The organism is Rhodococcus rhodochrous, assembly GCF_014854695.1.
In the GTDB taxonomy this organism is placed as follows: domain Bacteria; phylum Actinomycetota; class Actinomycetes; order Mycobacteriales; family Mycobacteriaceae; genus Rhodococcus.
The window spans coordinates 5,397,813-5,413,645 of sequence record NZ_CP027557.1 but is presented as its reverse complement, the minus strand read 5'-3'; the positions used below and the strand labels follow the sequence as shown (position 1 = coordinate 5,413,645).

Genomic DNA, 15,833 nt, shown 5'->3' with positions numbered 1-15,833 from the left:
CCCGGCGGCCACAATGGAGGGGTGGACCCCGTCGACGCACTCCGCGAAGTCGCCTTCTGGCTCGAACGTGAACACGCCGACACCTACCGTGTGCAGGCCTATCGACGCGCGGCGGAGGTGCTCGCCGAGGTGAGCGACCCCAAGCGGGAGGTGCTGCGGAAGACCGACTCGTGGACCGATCTGCCGGGCGTCGGGAAGAAGACCGCGACCGTCATCCGCGAGTCGTTCGACGGAGTACCCGCCTATCTCGAGCAGTTGCGCGAGGAGGCCGACCCGATCGGACGCGGCGGCCGCGATCTGCTCGAGTCCCTGCGCGGCGACCTGCACACCCACTCGAACTGGTCCGACGGCGGCAGCCCCATCGACGAGATGCACCGTGTCGCGTCGACGATGATCGGGCACGAGTACTTCGCCCTCACCGACCACTCCCCTCGCCTGAAGGTCGCGAACGGCCTCACCGCGGAGCGGCTGCGCTCGCAGCTCGCCATCGTCGCGGAGATCAACGAGAACAGCAGTGGTGCACGGATTCTCACGGGTATCGAGGTCGACATCCTCGATGACGGGTCGCTCGACCAGGACGAAGGGCTGCTCGCCGAACTCGACGTCGTCGTCGCGAGCGTGCACTCGAACCTGCGGGCCGACCGGTCGGCGATGACGAAACGCATGCTGCGCGCGGCGGCGAATCCCCACGTCGACGTCCTCGGGCACTGCACCGGCCGGCTCGTCGCCGGGGGTCGCGGAAGCCGTCCCGAGTCGAAGTTCGACGCCGAGAAGGTCTTCGCCGCGTGTCGCGACCACGACACCGCCGTCGAGATCAACTGCCGGCCCGAACGCCGCGACCCGCCGTCACGTCTCATCGACCTCGCGCTCGAGACGGACTGCTTGTTCTCCATCGACACCGATGCGCACGCACCCGGGCAGCTCGACTGGCTCGGGTACGGTTGCGAACGTGCCGTCGAGCGGGGTGTCGAACCCGAACAGGTGATCAACACCTGGGAGCTCGACGACCTGCTGGCGTGGACCGACAGGTAGGGGATGCGTGTGGAACACATCGACGTACTGATCGTGGGAGCCGGACTGTCCGGCATCGGTGCCGGTTACCGGTTGCAGACACAGTGCCCGGGTCTCGGGTACGCCATCCTCGAGAGTCGCGACGCGATCGGTGGTACGTGGGATCTGTTCCGCTATCCGGGAATCCGGTCGGACAGCGACATGTACACGCTCGGCTTCCCGTTCCGCCCGTGGCGGGGCGAGAAATCCATCGCCGACGGTCCCGACATCCTGCAGTACATCCGCGACACCGCCGCCGAATTCGGTATCGATCGTCGGATCCGATTCGGTCACAAGGTGATCGATGCTTCGTGGTCGTCGGAGGATGCCCGGTGGACGGTGCGTGCCTCGACCGGGCAGGGCACCGTCGAGGTGTCCTGTTCCTTCCTCTATCTCTGCAGCGGCTACTACAGCTACGAGTCGGGTTATCTCCCCGACATCCCCGGCCTGCAGGACTTCGCGGGCACGGTCGTGCATCCGCAGTTCTGGCCCGAGAACCTCGACTACGAGGGAAAGAAGATCGTGGTGATCGGCAGTGGCGCCACGGCCGTCACGCTCGTGCCTGCGCTCGCGGAGAAGGCCGAGCACGTGACGATGCTGCAGCGCTCCCCCACCTACGTGATGTCGCTGCCCGCGCGAGACCCGATCGCGACGCGGATTCGACGCCTGTTGCCGGACAGGGTGGCCCACCGCGCGGTGCGGACGAAGAACGTCGTGGTCAATCTCGGCTTCTACCAGTTCTGCCGGCGGTTCCCCTCGGCCGCGAAACGCGTGCTGCGCACCCTCACCGAACGTCGCCTGCGCGGCAGGATCCCGGTCGATCCCCACTTCTCACCGCGTTACGACCCGTGGGATCAGCGACTGTGCGTGGTCCCCGACTCCGACCTGTTCCGCACCCTGCGCGCCGGGAAGGCCGAGATCGTCACCGACCGGATCGACACCGTCACCGAGAAGAGCGTCCGCCTCGAGTCCGGCCGCGAACTCGAGGCCGAGATCCTGATTCCTGCAACGGGTCTGCAACTGGTTCCTGCCGGCGGAATCGAGTTCGTCGTCGACGGGGAGAAGGTCGACCTCTCGACCCGGTTCATCTACCGCGGCATGATGCTCGACGGTCTGCCCAATGCCGCGATGTGTCTCGGCTACACCAACGCGTCGTGGACCCTGCGCGCCGATCTCGCGTCCCTCTACGTGTGCCGGTTGCTGCGGTACATGCACCGCAACGGTTACCGTTCGGCGGTGCCGAGATATTCGGGCGACGGACGTACCCGTCCGCTGCTCGGTCTCGACGCCGGGTACATCCACCGCGCGGAAGGTGCTCTGCCCAAGCAGGGTTCGCGCAGTCCGTGGCTGATGCGGCAGAACTATCTCCTCGACCTGCCCACCATGCGGTTCGGGCGTATCGACGGATCGATGCAGTTCACGCCCTGACCGTCAGCGCCGGCGCGCCGCCAGGTGGACGTCGGGGAAGCGATGGTCGGCGTCGGGGCGGCTGACCGTCCGCCACACCTCGTCGAATCCGGCATCGGACAACGCCGTTGCGAGACGATCCGGGTGCCATCGCCACGCCGGCGCCACCGCGTGATCGAACTCGATCACTTCGCCGGGGGTGTCGGTGGTCTGGCCCGCGACGAGCACCACGCCGCCGGACGGAATCCTCTCCGCCCACCCGTCGAGGATCCCGGGGATCTCGGACGGCGGAACATGGATGAGGCTGCACCGCGCGATGATCGCGCTCGGAACCACTTCGCGGAGTTCGTCGGACCCGAGTCGTGCATCGTCCCGGACGAATCGCAGCGCGGAGTGTGCGCCTCGCGCGATGCGCAGCATCTCGGTGCTGGGATCGAGGCCGATCACGTCGAGTCCGCGTTCGGCGAGGTCCGCGGCCACGTATCCGGGTCCGCAGCCCACATCCAGCACGACACCCTGCACCGGGCTCTGCCGCACCATCTCGGCGAAGGCGGCGACGGTGTGGCGTTCGAGGGGCGTCAGGTACGGATCGGGGAACAGCTCGACGTACAGATCCGCGAGGGCATCGTATCCGGGCTGGGTCACTTCGGCATGGTACGACGGTGTCGCGATGAGTTCGACCCCGTTCGCAGGTCCTACCCACCACGAGGCAGTGACCACGGGAGGGGATTCATGATCATCGTCGCAGGACATCTCACCGTCGACGCCGACAGGCGTGAGTTCTATCTGGCGACCTGCAGGTCCGTCGTCGAGGCCGCCCGCAGAGCGCCGGGCTGCCTCGACTTCGCTGTCACCGCGGACCTGATCGAACCCGACCGCGTCTGCATCTACGAACGGTGGGAGTCACGGGCGCAGCTCGACGACTTCCGCGGTAGCGGACCCGGCGACGATCAGGCCCGGGAGATTCGGTCGATGGAGGTCTCCGAATACCTCGTCCCGGATGTGCTGTCGTCGAACGAGTAGTTCTCGTCGCAGATCCCGCCGGAGCTCGACAGGATCTGCGCACGCGGTCAGCGTTGCTCGAGCTTCTCGTCGGGATACCGCGCGAACCGGCCGGCGTGGCGCTCGTGCACGGGACCGTCGCTGTCCCAGGGCCATCCACCGAATCCGGTGCGGCGGTAGTCCTCGAACGCCTGCCGGACGCCCGCCTCGTCGTTGAGCACGAACGGGCCGTACGAGACGACGGGTTCGCCGATCGGGCGACCCTGCAGCATCAGGATCTGCGTGCCCTCGTCGCCGCCGGTGAGGTGCACCGGTACCGACGCGTCGACGACGACCCCGTGCCCGGACTCGATCGTCCGATCGCCGATCCGCACGGGGGAACCGTTGTACACGTACAGGACCCGCTGCGTCTGCTCACCGCGCGCGACCGGCAGTTCCCAGCGCGCACCGGACGACAGGTCGATGTTCCAGATCGCCACGTCGGTGCCGGGTCGGGACGCCCACGAATTCGGCGGGGGTGGCGGCGGAGTCGCGTCGTCGAGTTCACCGGCGATGACGCGGACGGAGGTGGTGTGCCCGTCCTCGTCCGCGACCGTCACGGTGGGGGTGTCCTCGTTCCACAGCATCGAGAAGTGCGGGTCGACGGTCTTCGACTCGGCGGGCAGGTTCAGCCAGATCTGGAACAGTTCGAGGGGATTGTCCGAATCCTCGTTCAGCAGAGGGAACATCTCGCTGTGGACAACTCCGTTGCCGGCGGTGAGCCACTGCGTGTCGCCCTCACCGAAACGCGCCGCCGCACCCACGGAATCGGAGTGGTCGACGAACCCCGAGCGGACGAAGGTGACCGTCTCGAAGCCGCGGTGCGGGTGGCCGGGGAATCCCGGGACGGTGGTGCCGTGGTACATGCTCCAGCCCGCGGGGTTGCCGAAGTCCTGGCCGAGCGGGCGGCCGTCGAGCGACGCGTCGGGTCCGAGTTCGTCGTTGCCCGCCGGATACGCGTCGACGTGGTGTGCGACGAACAGGAAGGGATCGATCGTCTGCCAGGGCATACCGAGCCGGAAGACCTGGAGTACCGGAGTAGGGGCTGCTGACGTCATGACCCGTGCAACTCCGTGCCCGTGCTCTTTGTTCCGGGCGGTGTGATGGCCTCGCTGTCGTCGAGCACGCGCGCCCCGGCAGCGAACTTCTCGATCTGGTCCCCCAGTCGGATCTGCGCGGGGACGGCCCCGCCGAGCAGGTCGCGGGCCAGGGCCGGGGAGTCACCGAGCGGCAGGTCGCTGCCGGCGATGACGACGTTGCCGTAGCGACGTCCCTTGAGCATCGCGGGGTCGGCGATGATCACGGTGTGTTCGAAGACCTCACCGATCGTCGCGGCCTCGCGTTTCGCGACGGTCAGGTCGCGGAAGTCGCCGCAATTGACGACGTAGACACCGCCGGGTGCGAGCACACGCCGGGCGTGCTGAGTGAACTGGAGGGTCGTGAGTGCGACGGGAGTGCGGTTGTAGGCGAAGACATCCCGCACGATCACGTCGCGGCTCGCGTCGGAGAGCGAGGTGAGGACCTGGCGGGCCTCCCCCACCCGGATGCGCAGCAACGGGGCGCGGGGCAGATCGAACCAGTGGCGGACGAGTTCGGCGAGGCGACCGTCGATCTCGACGACGACCTGCCGAGCGTCGGGGTAGACCGCGGCGAAGTAGCGCGCCATCGTGCACGCACCCCCACCGAGGTGCAGCACGCGCAATCTCGAGTCGCGTTCGAACCTGCTCTCGACGAGCATCGCGATCCACCGCATGTACTCGAACTCGAGCAGGGCCGGATCGCTCAGGTCGATGTGCGAACTGGGCACCCCGTTGATCTCGAGTACCCATCCGTCGGCGAGATAGCGGTCCTTGACGAGCTCGCACGTACCCGTGTCGATGTCGTACAACCCCTCGACCGGGCCGCCCGGTGCACCCGTCTTCTCCTTGCGCGGCGACGATGCGGCGCGGCCACCTCGTTGCCTGCTCATACGACGAGCCTAGTACCGGCCACCTGGTGTCCGATCAGAGGCGGAGGTCCTCCTTGCGCATCATCGAGGTGGCCACGACGCTGATCACGGAGGTGAGGACGAGATAACCGCAGGCGAGCCAGGGACCGCCGGCCACGGCGATGAGCGCGGTGAGGATCATCGGGGTGATGCCCGACGCGTAGATGCCGGAGAACTGGTAGACGACCGACAGGCCCGTGTAGCGGATCTCCGCCGGGTACAGGCTCGCGTACAACGTTCCCTGCGCGCCGTAGAACAGGGCGTGGACGATGCCGAACACGAGGATCATCGCGGCGGCGAACCAGAACAGGTTGTTCGTGCCGAACAGCGCGAAGGTCGGGAACACCGCGATGCCGTAGGCGGCGATGCCGACGGTGTAGATCTGCTTCGCGCCGAACCGGTCGACCAGCATGCCCGACACCGGGAGCAGCGCGGCCATGACCAGCGCGGCGAGGGTGACGACGAGGAGCACCGGCACCTTGGCGAAGTCGAGGTCGTTGGTGGCGTAGGTGATGGCGAAGACACCCCACGTGTTGAACGCCGCGCCCTCACCCCACCGCGACAGCAGACCGAGGACGGTGCTGCGACGCACGCCGGGCCGGAAGACGTCCACGAGCGGAGCCGACGACTTCTTCGCGAGTTCCTGCACCTCGCGGAAGGCAGGGGTCTCGTCGACCTTCAGACGCACGACGAAACCGACGGCGACGAGGACCAGGCTGAGCAGGAATGCGATCCGCCAGCCGTACGACAGGAACTGCTGCTCGTCGAAGATCACCTGCAGGGCCGCGAAGACCGCGGTGCCCAACGCGAGACCGAGCGCGAGGCCCACCTGCGGGATGCTGCCGAACAAGCCGCGCTTCTTCTCCGGGCTGTGCTCGACGGCGAGCAGGACGGCCCCGGCCCATTCACCACCGAGAGCGAAGCCCTGCAGGATGCGCAGCAGGAGCAGCAGGATCGGCGCGACCACGCCCACCTGCGCATACGTGGGCAGGATGCCCATCAGCGCGGTGGCGGCGCCCATGATGAACATCGTCAGCGCGAGGGTCTTCTTGCGTCCGATCCGGTCACCGATGTGGCCGAAGACGACACCGCCGATGGGGCGGACCACGAAACCCACGGCGAAGGTCGCGAAGGCCAGCATCGTGCCGACGAACGAACTCTGGTCGGGGAAGAACAGCTGGTTGAACACCAGGCTCGCGGCCGTCGCGTACAGGAAGAAGTCGTACCACTCGACCGTCGTACCGAGCAGACTCGCCGCGACCACGGTGCGTAGTCTCTTGCGGCGATCGAGATCGGACTCGGGTGCGGAACTGGGCTGTGACAGCGTGGTCATGGACTCGATTCCCGGTGGTGGACAGCGTGCAACCCGGCGACGCTAACCACGCCCGCCGCCTTCACGCACGGGTTCCGATCATGCTGATCGCAAATGTTGCCGGGCACCCTCCGGGGCTGTTCTCCTGGACATCACGCTTGCCTGTCGTCGACTCGAGGACTTCGTCTTGTCTCTGCATATGCACTGGTTCCTGCCTACTTACGGCGACTCGCGAAACCTCATGGCAGGAGGCCACGGCAGTTCGATGTCGGGCGATCGTCCGGCGACGCTGCGCTACCTGAACCAGATCGCCGCTGCTGCGGAGTCGAGCGGCTTCGAATCGGTCCTCACCCCCACCGGCGCGTGGTGCGAGGACGCGTGGCTGACGACGGCGATGCTCATCGACACCACCGAGACCCTCAAGTTCCTCGTCGCACTGCGCCCCGGGCTCATCAGCCCCACGCTGGCCGCGCAGATGGCCGCGACCTTCCAGTGGCAGTCGCAGGGACGCCTGCTCCTCAACGTCGTCACCGGCGGAGAGGACCACGAACAGCGCACCTTCGGCGACTTCCTCGACAAGAATCAGCGCTACGCGCGCTGCGGCGAATACCTCGACGTGATCAAGCGCCTGTGGGCGGGCGACGGCCCGGTCGACTTCGAGGGCGAATACATCCAGGTTCGGAACGCCCAACTCCAGCGCATCCCCGATCCGGTGCCGCCGCTCTTCTTCGGCGGGTCCTCTCCCGCCGCGGGCACCGTCGCGTCGCAGTTCTGCGACACCTACCTCACGTGGGGTGAGCCGCCGGCCGCCGTCGCCGACAAGATCGCGTGGATCCGCGGCCTCGCCGACATCCAGGGCCGCACTCTGGACTACGGCATCCGCCTGCACGTCATCAGCCGGGACACCTCCGAGGAGGCCTGGGCCGAGGCCGGTCGCCTGCTCTCCGCGCTCGACCCCGCGACGATCGAGAAGGCCCAGCAGAGTCTGGCCCGTTCCGGTTCCGAAGGTCAGCGACGGATGGTCGAGTTGCACGGTGGCGGCAGCGCCTACGCCGCGAGCAAGGACGCCCGCAGCCTCGAGGTCGCCCCCAACCTGTGGGCGGGTGTCGGTCTGGTCCGTGGTGGCGCGGGCACCGCGCTCGTGGGTTCCCACGAGGAGGTCGCAGACCGTATCGCCGAGTACGCCGAGATCGGTCTCGACCACTTCGTGCTGTCGGGCTACCCGCATCTCGAGGAGGCCTACCGCTTCGGTGAGGGCGTGCGCCCGATCCTCGAGCGTCGTGGCCTGCTCGCACCGGCCTCCCGTCGAGCGGGCGACCTGTCGGGTTCGACGGCCTTCCTGCCCTCGGCTCACTGACCACCATCCGTCAGCTCGACACAGCGCCGGCACGAAATGTGTCGGCGCTGTTACAGCTGCGGCCCTCGTCGTGCGGATCCGTCCGCAGCACAGAGAATGGGGCCATGCCGGACCGAGGATTCACGTCCACACAGCTCGCCGCACGCGCGGCGTACCTGTTGCGTGGGAACGACCTGGGCACCATGACGAGTGCCGCTCCCAAGCTTTATCCACACATGTGGAGTTGGGATGCGGCGTTCGTCGCCGTGGGGCTCGCGCCGCTCAGTGTCGAACGGGCGGTGGTCGAACTCGACACCCTGCTCTCGGCGCAGTGGAAGAACGGGATGATCCCGCACATCGTCTTCGCCAACGGTGTCGACGGCTACTTCCCCGGCCCGGCGCGCTGGGCGGTCTCCGAGCTGGCCGCGCACGCACCGGCGCAGGTGCAGACCTCGGGCATCACCCAGCCTCCCGTGCACGCCATCGCCGTGCAGCGCATCCTCGAGCATTCGCGACGGCACGGCCGCTCGACACGTGCTGTCGCCGAGGAGTTCCTGGATCGCCGGTGGGCGGATCTGGTGCGCTGGCACCGCTGGCTCGCGCACGCGCGCGATCTCGACGGCAACGGCCGCATCGCGCTGTACCACGGGTGGGAGTCGGGCATGGACAACTCCCCGCGCTGGGATACGGCGTACGCCAACGTCATCGCCGGTCCGGTGCCGCCCTTCCATCGCGAGGATCTCGAGCACGTCGCCGACGCCACCCAGCGACCCACCGACCGCGAATACGCGCGTTATCTGTGGTTGCTCGAGGAGATGAAGACGGCGCGCTACGAGGACGGCGTGCTCGCGAAGGCCATGAGCTTCGCGGTCGAGGACGTCTTCGTCAGCGCGGTGTTCTCGCTGTCGTGCGAGGTGCTCGCGACCATCGGTGAGGAGCATTCCCGTCCCAACGCGGATGTGCGCGAGCTGTATTCGTGGGCCGAACGGTTCCGGAAGGGCGTGATCGCCACGACCGATCCGCGGACGGGCGCGGCGAAGGATTTCGACCTGCGCAGCGGGAAGTGGGTCGCCACCGACACTCTCGCGATGTTCGCTCCGCTGCTGTGCGGTGGCCTCGACCGGCAGGCCGAGCGGGCGCTGCTGCGCACCTTCGAAGGGCCGAAGTTCTGCGGGCATCCGGATCTTCGCTATGCGGTACCGCCGTCGACGTCTCCCGTCTCGGGCGACTTCCGTCCCCGCGAGTACTGGCGCGGACCGGTGTGGCCCGTGATGACGTGGCTGTTCTCGTGGGCGTTCGCCCGTCGCGGCTGGGCCGAACGCGCGAACGTGCTTCGTGCGGAAGGACTCAGGCAGGCGAGCGACGGCACCTTCGCCGAGTACTACGAGCCGTTCACCGGCGACCCGCTCGGCAGCATGCAGCAGTCGTGGACCGCCGCAGCGGTATTGGACTGGCTCGGATGACCTGTGCGTGGTTCCGGTAGCGAGCGCCGTAGCGAGCGCCACCGGAACCACGCCCGAGGTGTCAGACCCCGATACGTCCGCCGTCGGACTTCCACGCCGCGACCACGGCGGGACGCGGCTGGGAGTCGCCGCCGTCGGGCCAGTGCGAGGCCGGCGATGCCCACGACGCGTCGTCCGTCTCCCCGGGATGCTGCACGCACACCACGACCCGGCCGTCCTGCACGATCGGCCCGCACGTCTCGGCGCCGATCGGCACGGTGAGGAACTGCTTCGTCTCACCGCGGCGCGGTCCGTCGAGGACGACGCTGAACAATCCGTCGTTGGAGCCGAGTGCATTGCCGTCGGTGGAGATCCACAGGTTGCCGTACGAATCGAAGGCCAGGTTGTCGGGGCACGAGATCGGACTGACCTGCGACTTGTCGAAGCCGCCGAAGTAGGTGTCGGCCTCGTTCGGGTCCCCGCACACGAGCAGCAGCGTCCACGTGAAGGACGTACCCGCGTGGTCGTCGTCGATCTCGAGGACCTGACCGTTCTTGTTGTTCTCGCGTGGATTCGCCTCGTCGGCCGGGGCGGCGCCGTCGACGCCGCGCTTGGTGTTGTTGGTGAGTGCGATGTAGACCTTGCCGGTGACCGGATTCGGTTCGAAGTCCTCGGGGCGATCCATCTTCGTCGCCCCCACCCGGTCGCCCGCGAGGCGGGTGAACACCGCGACCTCCTCGGCGCTCATGCCGTCGACCAGCGACTCGGCGCTGCCGTCCTCGTTCGCGCGCAGCAGCGGGATCCACTCGCCGCTGCCGCGGAACTCGCCGGACTCGGGAAGCGTTCCGGATCCGTCGATCTCGTCCGGATGGTCGCCACTGAGCTTCGCGACATAGAGCGTGCCGGCGTCGAGCAGGGTCATGTTGTGCCGCACCGCCGCTCGCGAGTTCCCGGGTTGCATCTTCCGCGACGAGACGAACTTGTACATGTAGTCGAAGCGTTCGTCGTCACCACTGTACGACACGACAGTGCCGTCGTCGGTGATGTGGACGGTGGCCGCCTCGTGCTTGAACCGTCCCAGTGCGGTGTGCTTGACGGGCACCGAATTCGGGTCCCACGGATCGATCTCGACGATCCACCCGAACCGGTTGACCTCGTTGGGTTCCGCGGCGATGTCGAAGCGCCGGTCGAATCGTTCCCACTTCCGTTCGGTTTCCGCGCCCTCGAGTCCGTACCGGGCGAGACGTTCGGCGACGACCGGGTCGGTCACACTCTCGGCGTTGGCGAAGTACTGGTTGAAGTTCTCCTCGCCCGACAGCACGGTGCCCCACGGCGTGAGCCCGCCGGCGCAGTTGTTGAACGTCCCCGCGACCCGCGTGCCCGTCGGGTCGGCGGTGGTCTTCAGCAGGTCGCTGCCCGCGGCCGGACCGGTGAGGAGGAACTCGGTGGTTCCGGTGATACGACGGTTGTACTCGCCGAATTCCGGTGTCAGGCGGCCGGTCCCGGTCTCGCCCTTCACCTGGACGACCGACAGTCCGTGACCGGCGATGCCGATGCGTACCTGTTCCTCGGTGGGGTCGTCCGCGTCGTAGTCGGCGAACATGAAGGGCTCGGTGGTGTATTCGTGATTGACGACGAGCAGGTAGGTGTCGGGTCGGCCGTCCACCGGGAGCAGACCGGCGAAGTCGTTGTTGAACCCGAACTGCTTCTCCTGCGCGGTCGCCGTCTGGTTGCCGATGTCGAAGGCCGGTGCATCGGGCAGCACCGGATCGCCCCACCGGATGACGACGTCGTTCTCGTATCCTTCCGGAACCGTCACCGCGTCATCGGTGTTCGGCGCGACCGCTGTGAAGTTCGTGCCGTCGGGCACCGGCCCGAGATCGCCTGCCGCCCCCGCGTCACTACCGGCGGCCGCGGCGGAATCGTCCGCACAGGCCGTCAGAACGCCACCGGCGCCGACGGCGAGCACGGCCATGGCACCGCCCCGCAGGACCCCGCGACGCGAGACGGCCGCGCGCACGATGTCGCCGAAATATTCACCGCGGGAGGTGTTCGGGACGGCGTGCGAACAGGCATCCCCGCACTTGTACTTGCACGTGATGTTCGAGCGCGACGATATGCCGTCGTGCGTGACGAACAAGGGCAGGACTCTACGGGCCACAACGTTCTCCTCGGAAATCGGTTCGACGCCGGAACCGTAGGAGCGTCAGGCGAGTCGGACGGAACGAGAAGGTGAACACCCGATGAGCATTCGGCGGCCGTGAGACGGCGGTCACAGAACGGGCCGAGGTCAGCCCGGAGCGATGCGGTCGAGATCCACGATCGGCCGGACCTCGGGACGGTCGTCATCGAAGAACTCGTCGTCCGGTGGCGCCTCCTCGTCGTCCTCGACCCGGCCGGGCCTGCCGTCGACGAAGGGCACCACCCGGTTCGTGATCGCCGTGTTGTATTCCGCAGGGGCCTGGATGGGATTGGCGTGTCCGGTGCGATCGAGTTTCGACACCAGCAGCGTGCCGTCGACACCGCCGGACTGGTCGATCAGGATGCGGTGGCTGTACTCGACGTCGACGACGTTGTCGGCCATGGCATTCCGTGGCCGGAGGAACGCTATGGCGGGACGGATCTTGTCGTCGCGTTCGTCGGCGAGCGCCCGCAGGTTGTCGATCGCACCGGAGGCGACGATCGCCCGGAACTGCGACTCGATCAGCCCGTTGCTCGCGGCGTCGGTGGAGAAGATCTTGTCGTTGAGCACCTCGACCGCGACGTCGCGCAACTCTTCGGTGTCGATACGGCGGTACCACCGGTCCGAAGGGAGCACGAAACGGTCCATGCGGGCGACGACCTCGACGAGCATGCGCATGCTGCGGCTCTCCCGCGCGCCGGGCAGCCAGCCGATCCAACGCAACAGGTCCTCGCCGGCGTCACGCGCGTCGGCCCGGACGGCGTGCAGGTCCAGCGGAGTGCAGTCCAGAATGACGCCGGTGACCTCGAGTGGGGTGTCCTGATACAGGTGCTGGGCGACCTCGAGAGCGATGATCCCACCCATACTGTGCCCGGTGAGCACGATGTTCTCGATCCCGGACCATGCCGCACGTTCGTGGATCAGCCGGCTGACGACGGCGGTGTCGAGACCGCTGTTGTCGTACTCGACCGCCCACACCTGCCCGAGTTCGCTCAGTGCGGGCAGTGCCGTGGCGGTCTCGGTCGCGTCGAGATTGCCCAGGCCCACGAGGTCGACGACCGCCGTGTCGCGGTCCTCCCGCGCCGCCGCGTCGTGGATCGGATGTAGTTGCGGCTGCGTGAGAGCGAGTCGCTCACGGACCGGCGCGACGTCCCACGCCCAGTACTGGGTGAACAGGGCGACGAGCGGGAGCGCCGCGACGGCCGTGCGCGCGAGGACTCGTCGGAACCGGCCGAACCGCACCCAGTGATGACCGGTGCGGGTGTCGCGGAGACGTCGCCGCCGACGACCGTCGTCCCAGTCGTCGGCGGTGCAGGGCGGTAACCATGGTGCGTTCGACATGCACCACCGATGATACTGACGATGATCAGCTGAGCCCTGTCAGCGGCGGTGCGGAGTTCTCGTCGCGCCATGCGATCGCTTCACGCAGTTCGGTGAGGTCGTAGTCGGGACCACCGACACCCACAGTGAACTGCGTGATACCGAGATCGACATAGGACGGTGCGGCCTCGGCACCGGGCCACGAGGTGGAGCGTTCGATGTCCTCGGGGCGACGACCGGTTTCGGCGCAGCGCTGCGCGAGGATCCCGGACTTCTCGGCGTGGGTCTCCAGCTCACCGAAGCTGTGCCAGATGTCGGCGTACTTCGCGACCATCGGCAGTGTCTTCTTCGGGCCGCCGCCACCGATGAGGATGGGAATGTGCCGGGTGGGCTGCGGGTTCAGCTTGCCCAGTCGGTTGACGATGCGAGGCATGTACTCGGCAAGCAGGGCGAGCCGGGAGCCCTTGGTGCCGAATTCGTAACCGTACTCGTCGTAGTCCCGCTCGAACCAGCCCGCGCCGATGCCGAGGATGAGCCGGCCGCCGCTGATGTGGTCGACGGTGCGGGCCATGTCGGCGAGCAGATCGGGGTTTCGGTACCCGCCGCCGGTGACGAGTGCGCCGATCTCCACCTGTTCGGTCTGTTCGGCCCATGCGCCGAGCATCGTCCAGCATTCGAAGTGCGCGCCGTCGGGATCGCCGTAGAGGGGGTAGAAGTGGTCCCAGTTGAACACGATGTCGGCGCCGGCATCCTCGGCGCGGAGCACGGTGTCGCGGATGACCCCGTAATCGGGTTGCTGCTGGGGCTGTAGTTGGAGTCCGATGCGAAGGGGGCGCGTCATGGGATCCACGTTAAGGCAACATCTCGTATCGTCGCCCGAGTTCCCGCAGGAAGGACTCGAGAACGAGGTCGAAGCTCTCGGCGTCGATCTCGGCCGCGTACTCACGGAGCCGATGCGCCTGCGACAGATGCGGATACCGCTCGTTGTAGGTGTCGATGTGATCGTCGAATCCGCCCGCGAACGAGGTGATCGCGGAGCCGATGACGATGTACTTGATCGAGGCACCGATCATCGTCGCGAAGCGGGGCGGCCAGCCGGCGCGGGTGAGGCCGCCGTGGATGGCGTCGGACGCCTGGAGGGAGACGGGCCGGGTACCCGGGCTCGCGGCGAGGAAGGGCACCATGTTCGGGTGCGCGGCGAGCGCGTCCCGGTAGGTGCGGGCCCAACGTCGGAGTGCTTCCTGCCAGTCGTCCTCGGCGAACCCGCTGACGTCGACCGATTCGCCGATGGCGTCGGCGATGTCGTCGAGGAGTTCCTCCTTGGTGGCGTAGTGACTGTACAGCGACGGGGCGCGAACACCCAGTTCGGCGGCGATCCGACGCATCGAGACGGCGTCGAGGCCGTGCTCGTCGACGAGTCGCAGCGTGACGTCGCGGATGAGTTCACGGCTGAGCAGCGGCGTGCGCGGGCGCGCCATCCATCGTCCTCCTTCCGGCCCGGCCTGGACGAGCTAACAATGTAAGGTTAGTTTGGAATCGCGAGAAGCGCTACGGCGCCGGCATCCCTGGAAGGCCCCTCCATGAACCTGAAGCTCACCGAGGAGGAGCGTGCGTTCCGCGACGAACTGCGCACCTTCTTCACCACCGAGATCCCCGCCGAAGTGCGTGCGAAGACCGCCTCCGGCACCCCGCTGGGCAAGGACGACTACGTCGCTGTCCAGCGCATCCTGCATTCGCGCGGCCTCGCCGTTCCCAACTGGCCCGTCGAATGGGGCGGTCAGGACTGGACGCCGATGCAGCGCAACATCTGGCTCAGCGAGCTGCAGCTCGCGTCGGTGCCCGACCCGCTGCCGTTCAACGCCTCCATGATCGGCCCGGTCATCGCGCAGTTCGGTTCGCAGGAGATGAAGGAACGCTTCCTCCCCGCCACCGCCAACCTCGACATCTGGTGGTGCCAGGGATTCTCCGAGCCCGAGGCCGGCTCCGACCTCGCGTCCCTCAAGACCCGCGCCGTCCGCGACGGTGACGACTACATCGTCAACGGGCAGAAGACGTGGACGACGCTCGCGCAGCACGCCGACTGGATCTTCTGCCTCGTCCGCACCGATCCGAACGCGAAGAAGCAGGCCGGCATCTCGATGCTGCTCTTCCCGATGGACACCCCGGGCGTCACCCGCCGTCCGATCAAGCTGATCGACGGTGGCTACGAGGTCAACGAGGTCTTCTTCGAGGACGTGCGCGTTCCCGCCGAGAACCTCGTCGGTGAGGAGAACACCGGCTGGACTCAGGCGAAGTTCCTGCTCGGCAACGAGCGCACCGGCATCGCCCGGGTCGGCGCCACCAAGGTCAAGCTCGCGCGGGCGAAGTCCCTCGCGGCCGAGACCCGCTACGGCAGCGGCTCGCTGCTCGACGACCCGATCTTCGCGGCACGCCTGGCCGAACTCGAGAACGAGCTGCTCGCTCTCGAGCTCACCCAGCTGCGCGTCGTCGCCGGCTCGGCCGACGGCAAGCCCAACCCGGCATCGTCGCTGCTCAAGATGCGCGGCTCCGAGTTGCAGCAGGCCGCGACCGAACTGCTCGTCGACATCGCCGGCCCCGATTCGCTGCCCGCCGGCGAGGCCGGTATCGACTCGCCCGACTGGGCGCAGCTGACGATGCCGACCTACCTCAACAACCGCAAGGTCACCATCTACGGCGGGTCGAACGAGGTACAGCGTTCGATCATCGCTTCCTCGATTCTCGGACTGTGAGGCCCC

The 15,833-nt window shown here is 67.5% G+C and carries 14 protein-coding genes; 6 read left to right on the top strand and 8 right to left on the bottom strand.

Going from position 1 to position 15,833, the window contains the following annotated elements; translation table 11 throughout:
* The first annotated feature begins 21 nt into the window (after nt 1–21).
* The gene (locus C6Y44_RS24785; protein WP_159417138.1) at nt 22–1,032 is read left to right on the top strand and encodes a PHP domain-containing protein; all 1,011 of its coding nucleotides are present in this window, start codon (nt 22–24) and stop codon (nt 1,030–1,032) included.
* 3 nt (nt 1,033–1,035) lie between these two features.
* Complete coding sequence (locus C6Y44_RS24780) at nt 1,036–2,478, top strand: flavin-containing monooxygenase (RefSeq protein ID WP_159417139.1); 1,443 nt, start codon at nt 1,036–1,038, stop codon at nt 2,476–2,478.
* A 3-nt stretch (nt 2,479–2,481) separates the two neighbouring features.
* Here C6Y44_RS24780 and C6Y44_RS24775 read toward each other — a convergent pair whose 3' ends face one another.
* The gene (locus C6Y44_RS24775) at nt 2,482–3,102 is read right to left on the bottom strand and encodes a class I SAM-dependent methyltransferase (RefSeq protein ID WP_026061529.1); all 621 of its coding nucleotides are present in this window, start codon (nt 3,100–3,102) and stop codon (nt 2,482–2,484) included.
* An 87-nt stretch (nt 3,103–3,189) separates the two neighbouring features.
* Between C6Y44_RS24775 and C6Y44_RS24770 the strand changes: the two genes are divergently transcribed.
* The gene (locus C6Y44_RS24770) at nt 3,190–3,480 is read left to right on the top strand and encodes a putative quinol monooxygenase (RefSeq protein WP_159417140.1); all 291 of its coding nucleotides are present in this window, start codon (nt 3,190–3,192) and stop codon (nt 3,478–3,480) included.
* 47 nt (nt 3,481–3,527) lie between these two features.
* Here C6Y44_RS24770 and C6Y44_RS24765 read toward each other — a convergent pair whose 3' ends face one another.
* The 3 genes from C6Y44_RS24765 to C6Y44_RS24755 are packed head-to-tail and all read right to left on the bottom strand — an operon-like array spanning nt 3,528 to nt 6,818.
* Entirely contained in the window at nt 3,528–4,508 is a 981-nt protein-coding gene (locus C6Y44_RS24765; protein WP_159419085.1) for a pirin family protein, read from the bottom strand.
* A 44-nt stretch (nt 4,509–4,552) separates the two neighbouring features.
* Nucleotides 4,553–5,467: a spermidine synthase gene (locus tag C6Y44_RS24760; protein WP_159417141.1), complete on the bottom strand. Its 915-nt coding sequence runs from the start codon at nt 5,465–5,467 to the stop codon at nt 4,553–4,555.
* 34 nt (nt 5,468–5,501) lie between these two features.
* On the bottom strand, nt 5,502–6,818 hold the full coding sequence (locus C6Y44_RS24755; RefSeq protein WP_159417142.1) for an MFS transporter: 1,317 nt from the start codon (nt 6,816–6,818) through the stop codon (nt 5,502–5,504).
* Nucleotides 6,819–6,984: 166 nt separating this feature from the next.
* Here C6Y44_RS24755 and C6Y44_RS24750 point away from each other — a divergent pair, with 166 nt between their 5' ends.
* Nucleotides 6,985–8,154 (top strand): LLM class flavin-dependent oxidoreductase, encoded by a 1,170-nt coding sequence (locus C6Y44_RS24750; protein ID WP_159417143.1) that lies wholly within the window; start codon nt 6,985–6,987, stop codon nt 8,152–8,154.
* Between the two features lie 104 nt (nt 8,155–8,258).
* On the top strand, nt 8,259–9,596 hold the full coding sequence (gene ggh, locus C6Y44_RS24745) for a glucosylglycerate hydrolase (RefSeq protein WP_016694013.1): 1,338 nt from the start codon (nt 8,259–8,261) through the stop codon (nt 9,594–9,596).
* A gap of 61 nt (nt 9,597–9,657) precedes the next feature.
* On the opposite strand, the gene C6Y44_RS24740 is transcribed toward ggh, so the two are convergent.
* The 4 genes from C6Y44_RS24740 to C6Y44_RS24725 form a co-directional block, all read right to left on the bottom strand.
* Nucleotides 9,658–11,736, bottom strand: a complete 2,079-nt coding sequence (locus C6Y44_RS24740; RefSeq protein ID WP_159417144.1) for a PhoX family protein — start codon at nt 11,734–11,736, stop codon at nt 9,658–9,660.
* Nucleotides 11,737–11,865: 129 nt separating this feature from the next.
* A complete protein-coding gene (locus C6Y44_RS24735; protein WP_159417145.1) occupies nt 11,866–13,098 on the bottom strand; it encodes an alpha/beta fold hydrolase in 1,233 nt (410 codons plus the stop codon).
* Nucleotides 13,099–13,123: 25 nt separating this feature from the next.
* Nucleotides 13,124–13,918 (bottom strand): LLM class F420-dependent oxidoreductase, encoded by a 795-nt coding sequence (locus tag C6Y44_RS24730; protein ID WP_159417146.1) that lies wholly within the window; start codon nt 13,916–13,918, stop codon nt 13,124–13,126.
* Nucleotides 13,919–13,928: 10 nt separating this feature from the next.
* On the bottom strand, nt 13,929–14,555 hold the full coding sequence (locus C6Y44_RS24725) for a TetR/AcrR family transcriptional regulator (RefSeq protein WP_159417147.1): 627 nt from the start codon (nt 14,553–14,555) through the stop codon (nt 13,929–13,931).
* A gap of 102 nt (nt 14,556–14,657) precedes the next feature.
* On the opposite strand from C6Y44_RS24725, the gene C6Y44_RS24720 reads away from it, so the two are divergent.
* Nucleotides 14,658–15,827, top strand: coding sequence for an acyl-CoA dehydrogenase family protein (locus tag C6Y44_RS24720; RefSeq protein WP_016693996.1), 1,170 nt, complete (start codon nt 14,658–14,660; stop codon nt 15,825–15,827).
* The last annotated feature ends 6 nt before the right edge of the window (nt 15,828–15,833 follow it).

What these genes read in the sequence shown, in the direction of transcription:
- C6Y44_RS24780 (WP_159417139.1), top strand. Translation starts at nt 1,036, where the DNA reads ATGCGTGTGGAACACATCGACGTACTGATCGTGGGAGCCGGACTGTCC.
- C6Y44_RS24770 (WP_159417140.1), top strand. Translation starts at nt 3,190, where the DNA reads ATGATCATCGTCGCAGGACATCTCACCGTCGACGCCGACAGGCGTGAG.
- C6Y44_RS24765 (WP_159419085.1), bottom strand. Translation starts at nt 4,508, where the DNA reads ATGCCCTGGCAGACGATCGATCCCTTCCTGTTCGTCGCACACCACGTC.
- C6Y44_RS24760 (WP_159417141.1), bottom strand. Translation starts at nt 5,467, where the DNA reads ATGAGCAGGCAACGAGGTGGCCGCGCCGCATCGTCGCCGCGCAAGGAG.
- C6Y44_RS24755 (WP_159417142.1), bottom strand. Translation starts at nt 6,818, where the DNA reads ATGACCACGCTGTCACAGCCCAGTTCCGCACCCGAGTCCGATCTCGAT.
- ggh (WP_016694013.1), top strand. Translation starts at nt 8,259, where the DNA reads ATGCCGGACCGAGGATTCACGTCCACACAGCTCGCCGCACGCGCGGCG.
- C6Y44_RS24735 (WP_159417145.1), bottom strand. Translation starts at nt 13,098, where the DNA reads ATGTCGAACGCACCATGGTTACCGCCCTGCACCGCCGACGACTGGGAC.
- C6Y44_RS24730 (WP_159417146.1), bottom strand. Translation starts at nt 13,918, where the DNA reads ATGACGCGCCCCCTTCGCATCGGACTCCAACTACAGCCCCAGCAGCAA.
- C6Y44_RS24725 (WP_159417147.1), bottom strand. Translation starts at nt 14,555, where the DNA reads ATGGCGCGCCCGCGCACGCCGCTGCTCAGCCGTGAACTCATCCGCGAC.
- C6Y44_RS24720 (WP_016693996.1), top strand. Translation starts at nt 14,658, where the DNA reads ATGAACCTGAAGCTCACCGAGGAGGAGCGTGCGTTCCGCGACGAACTG.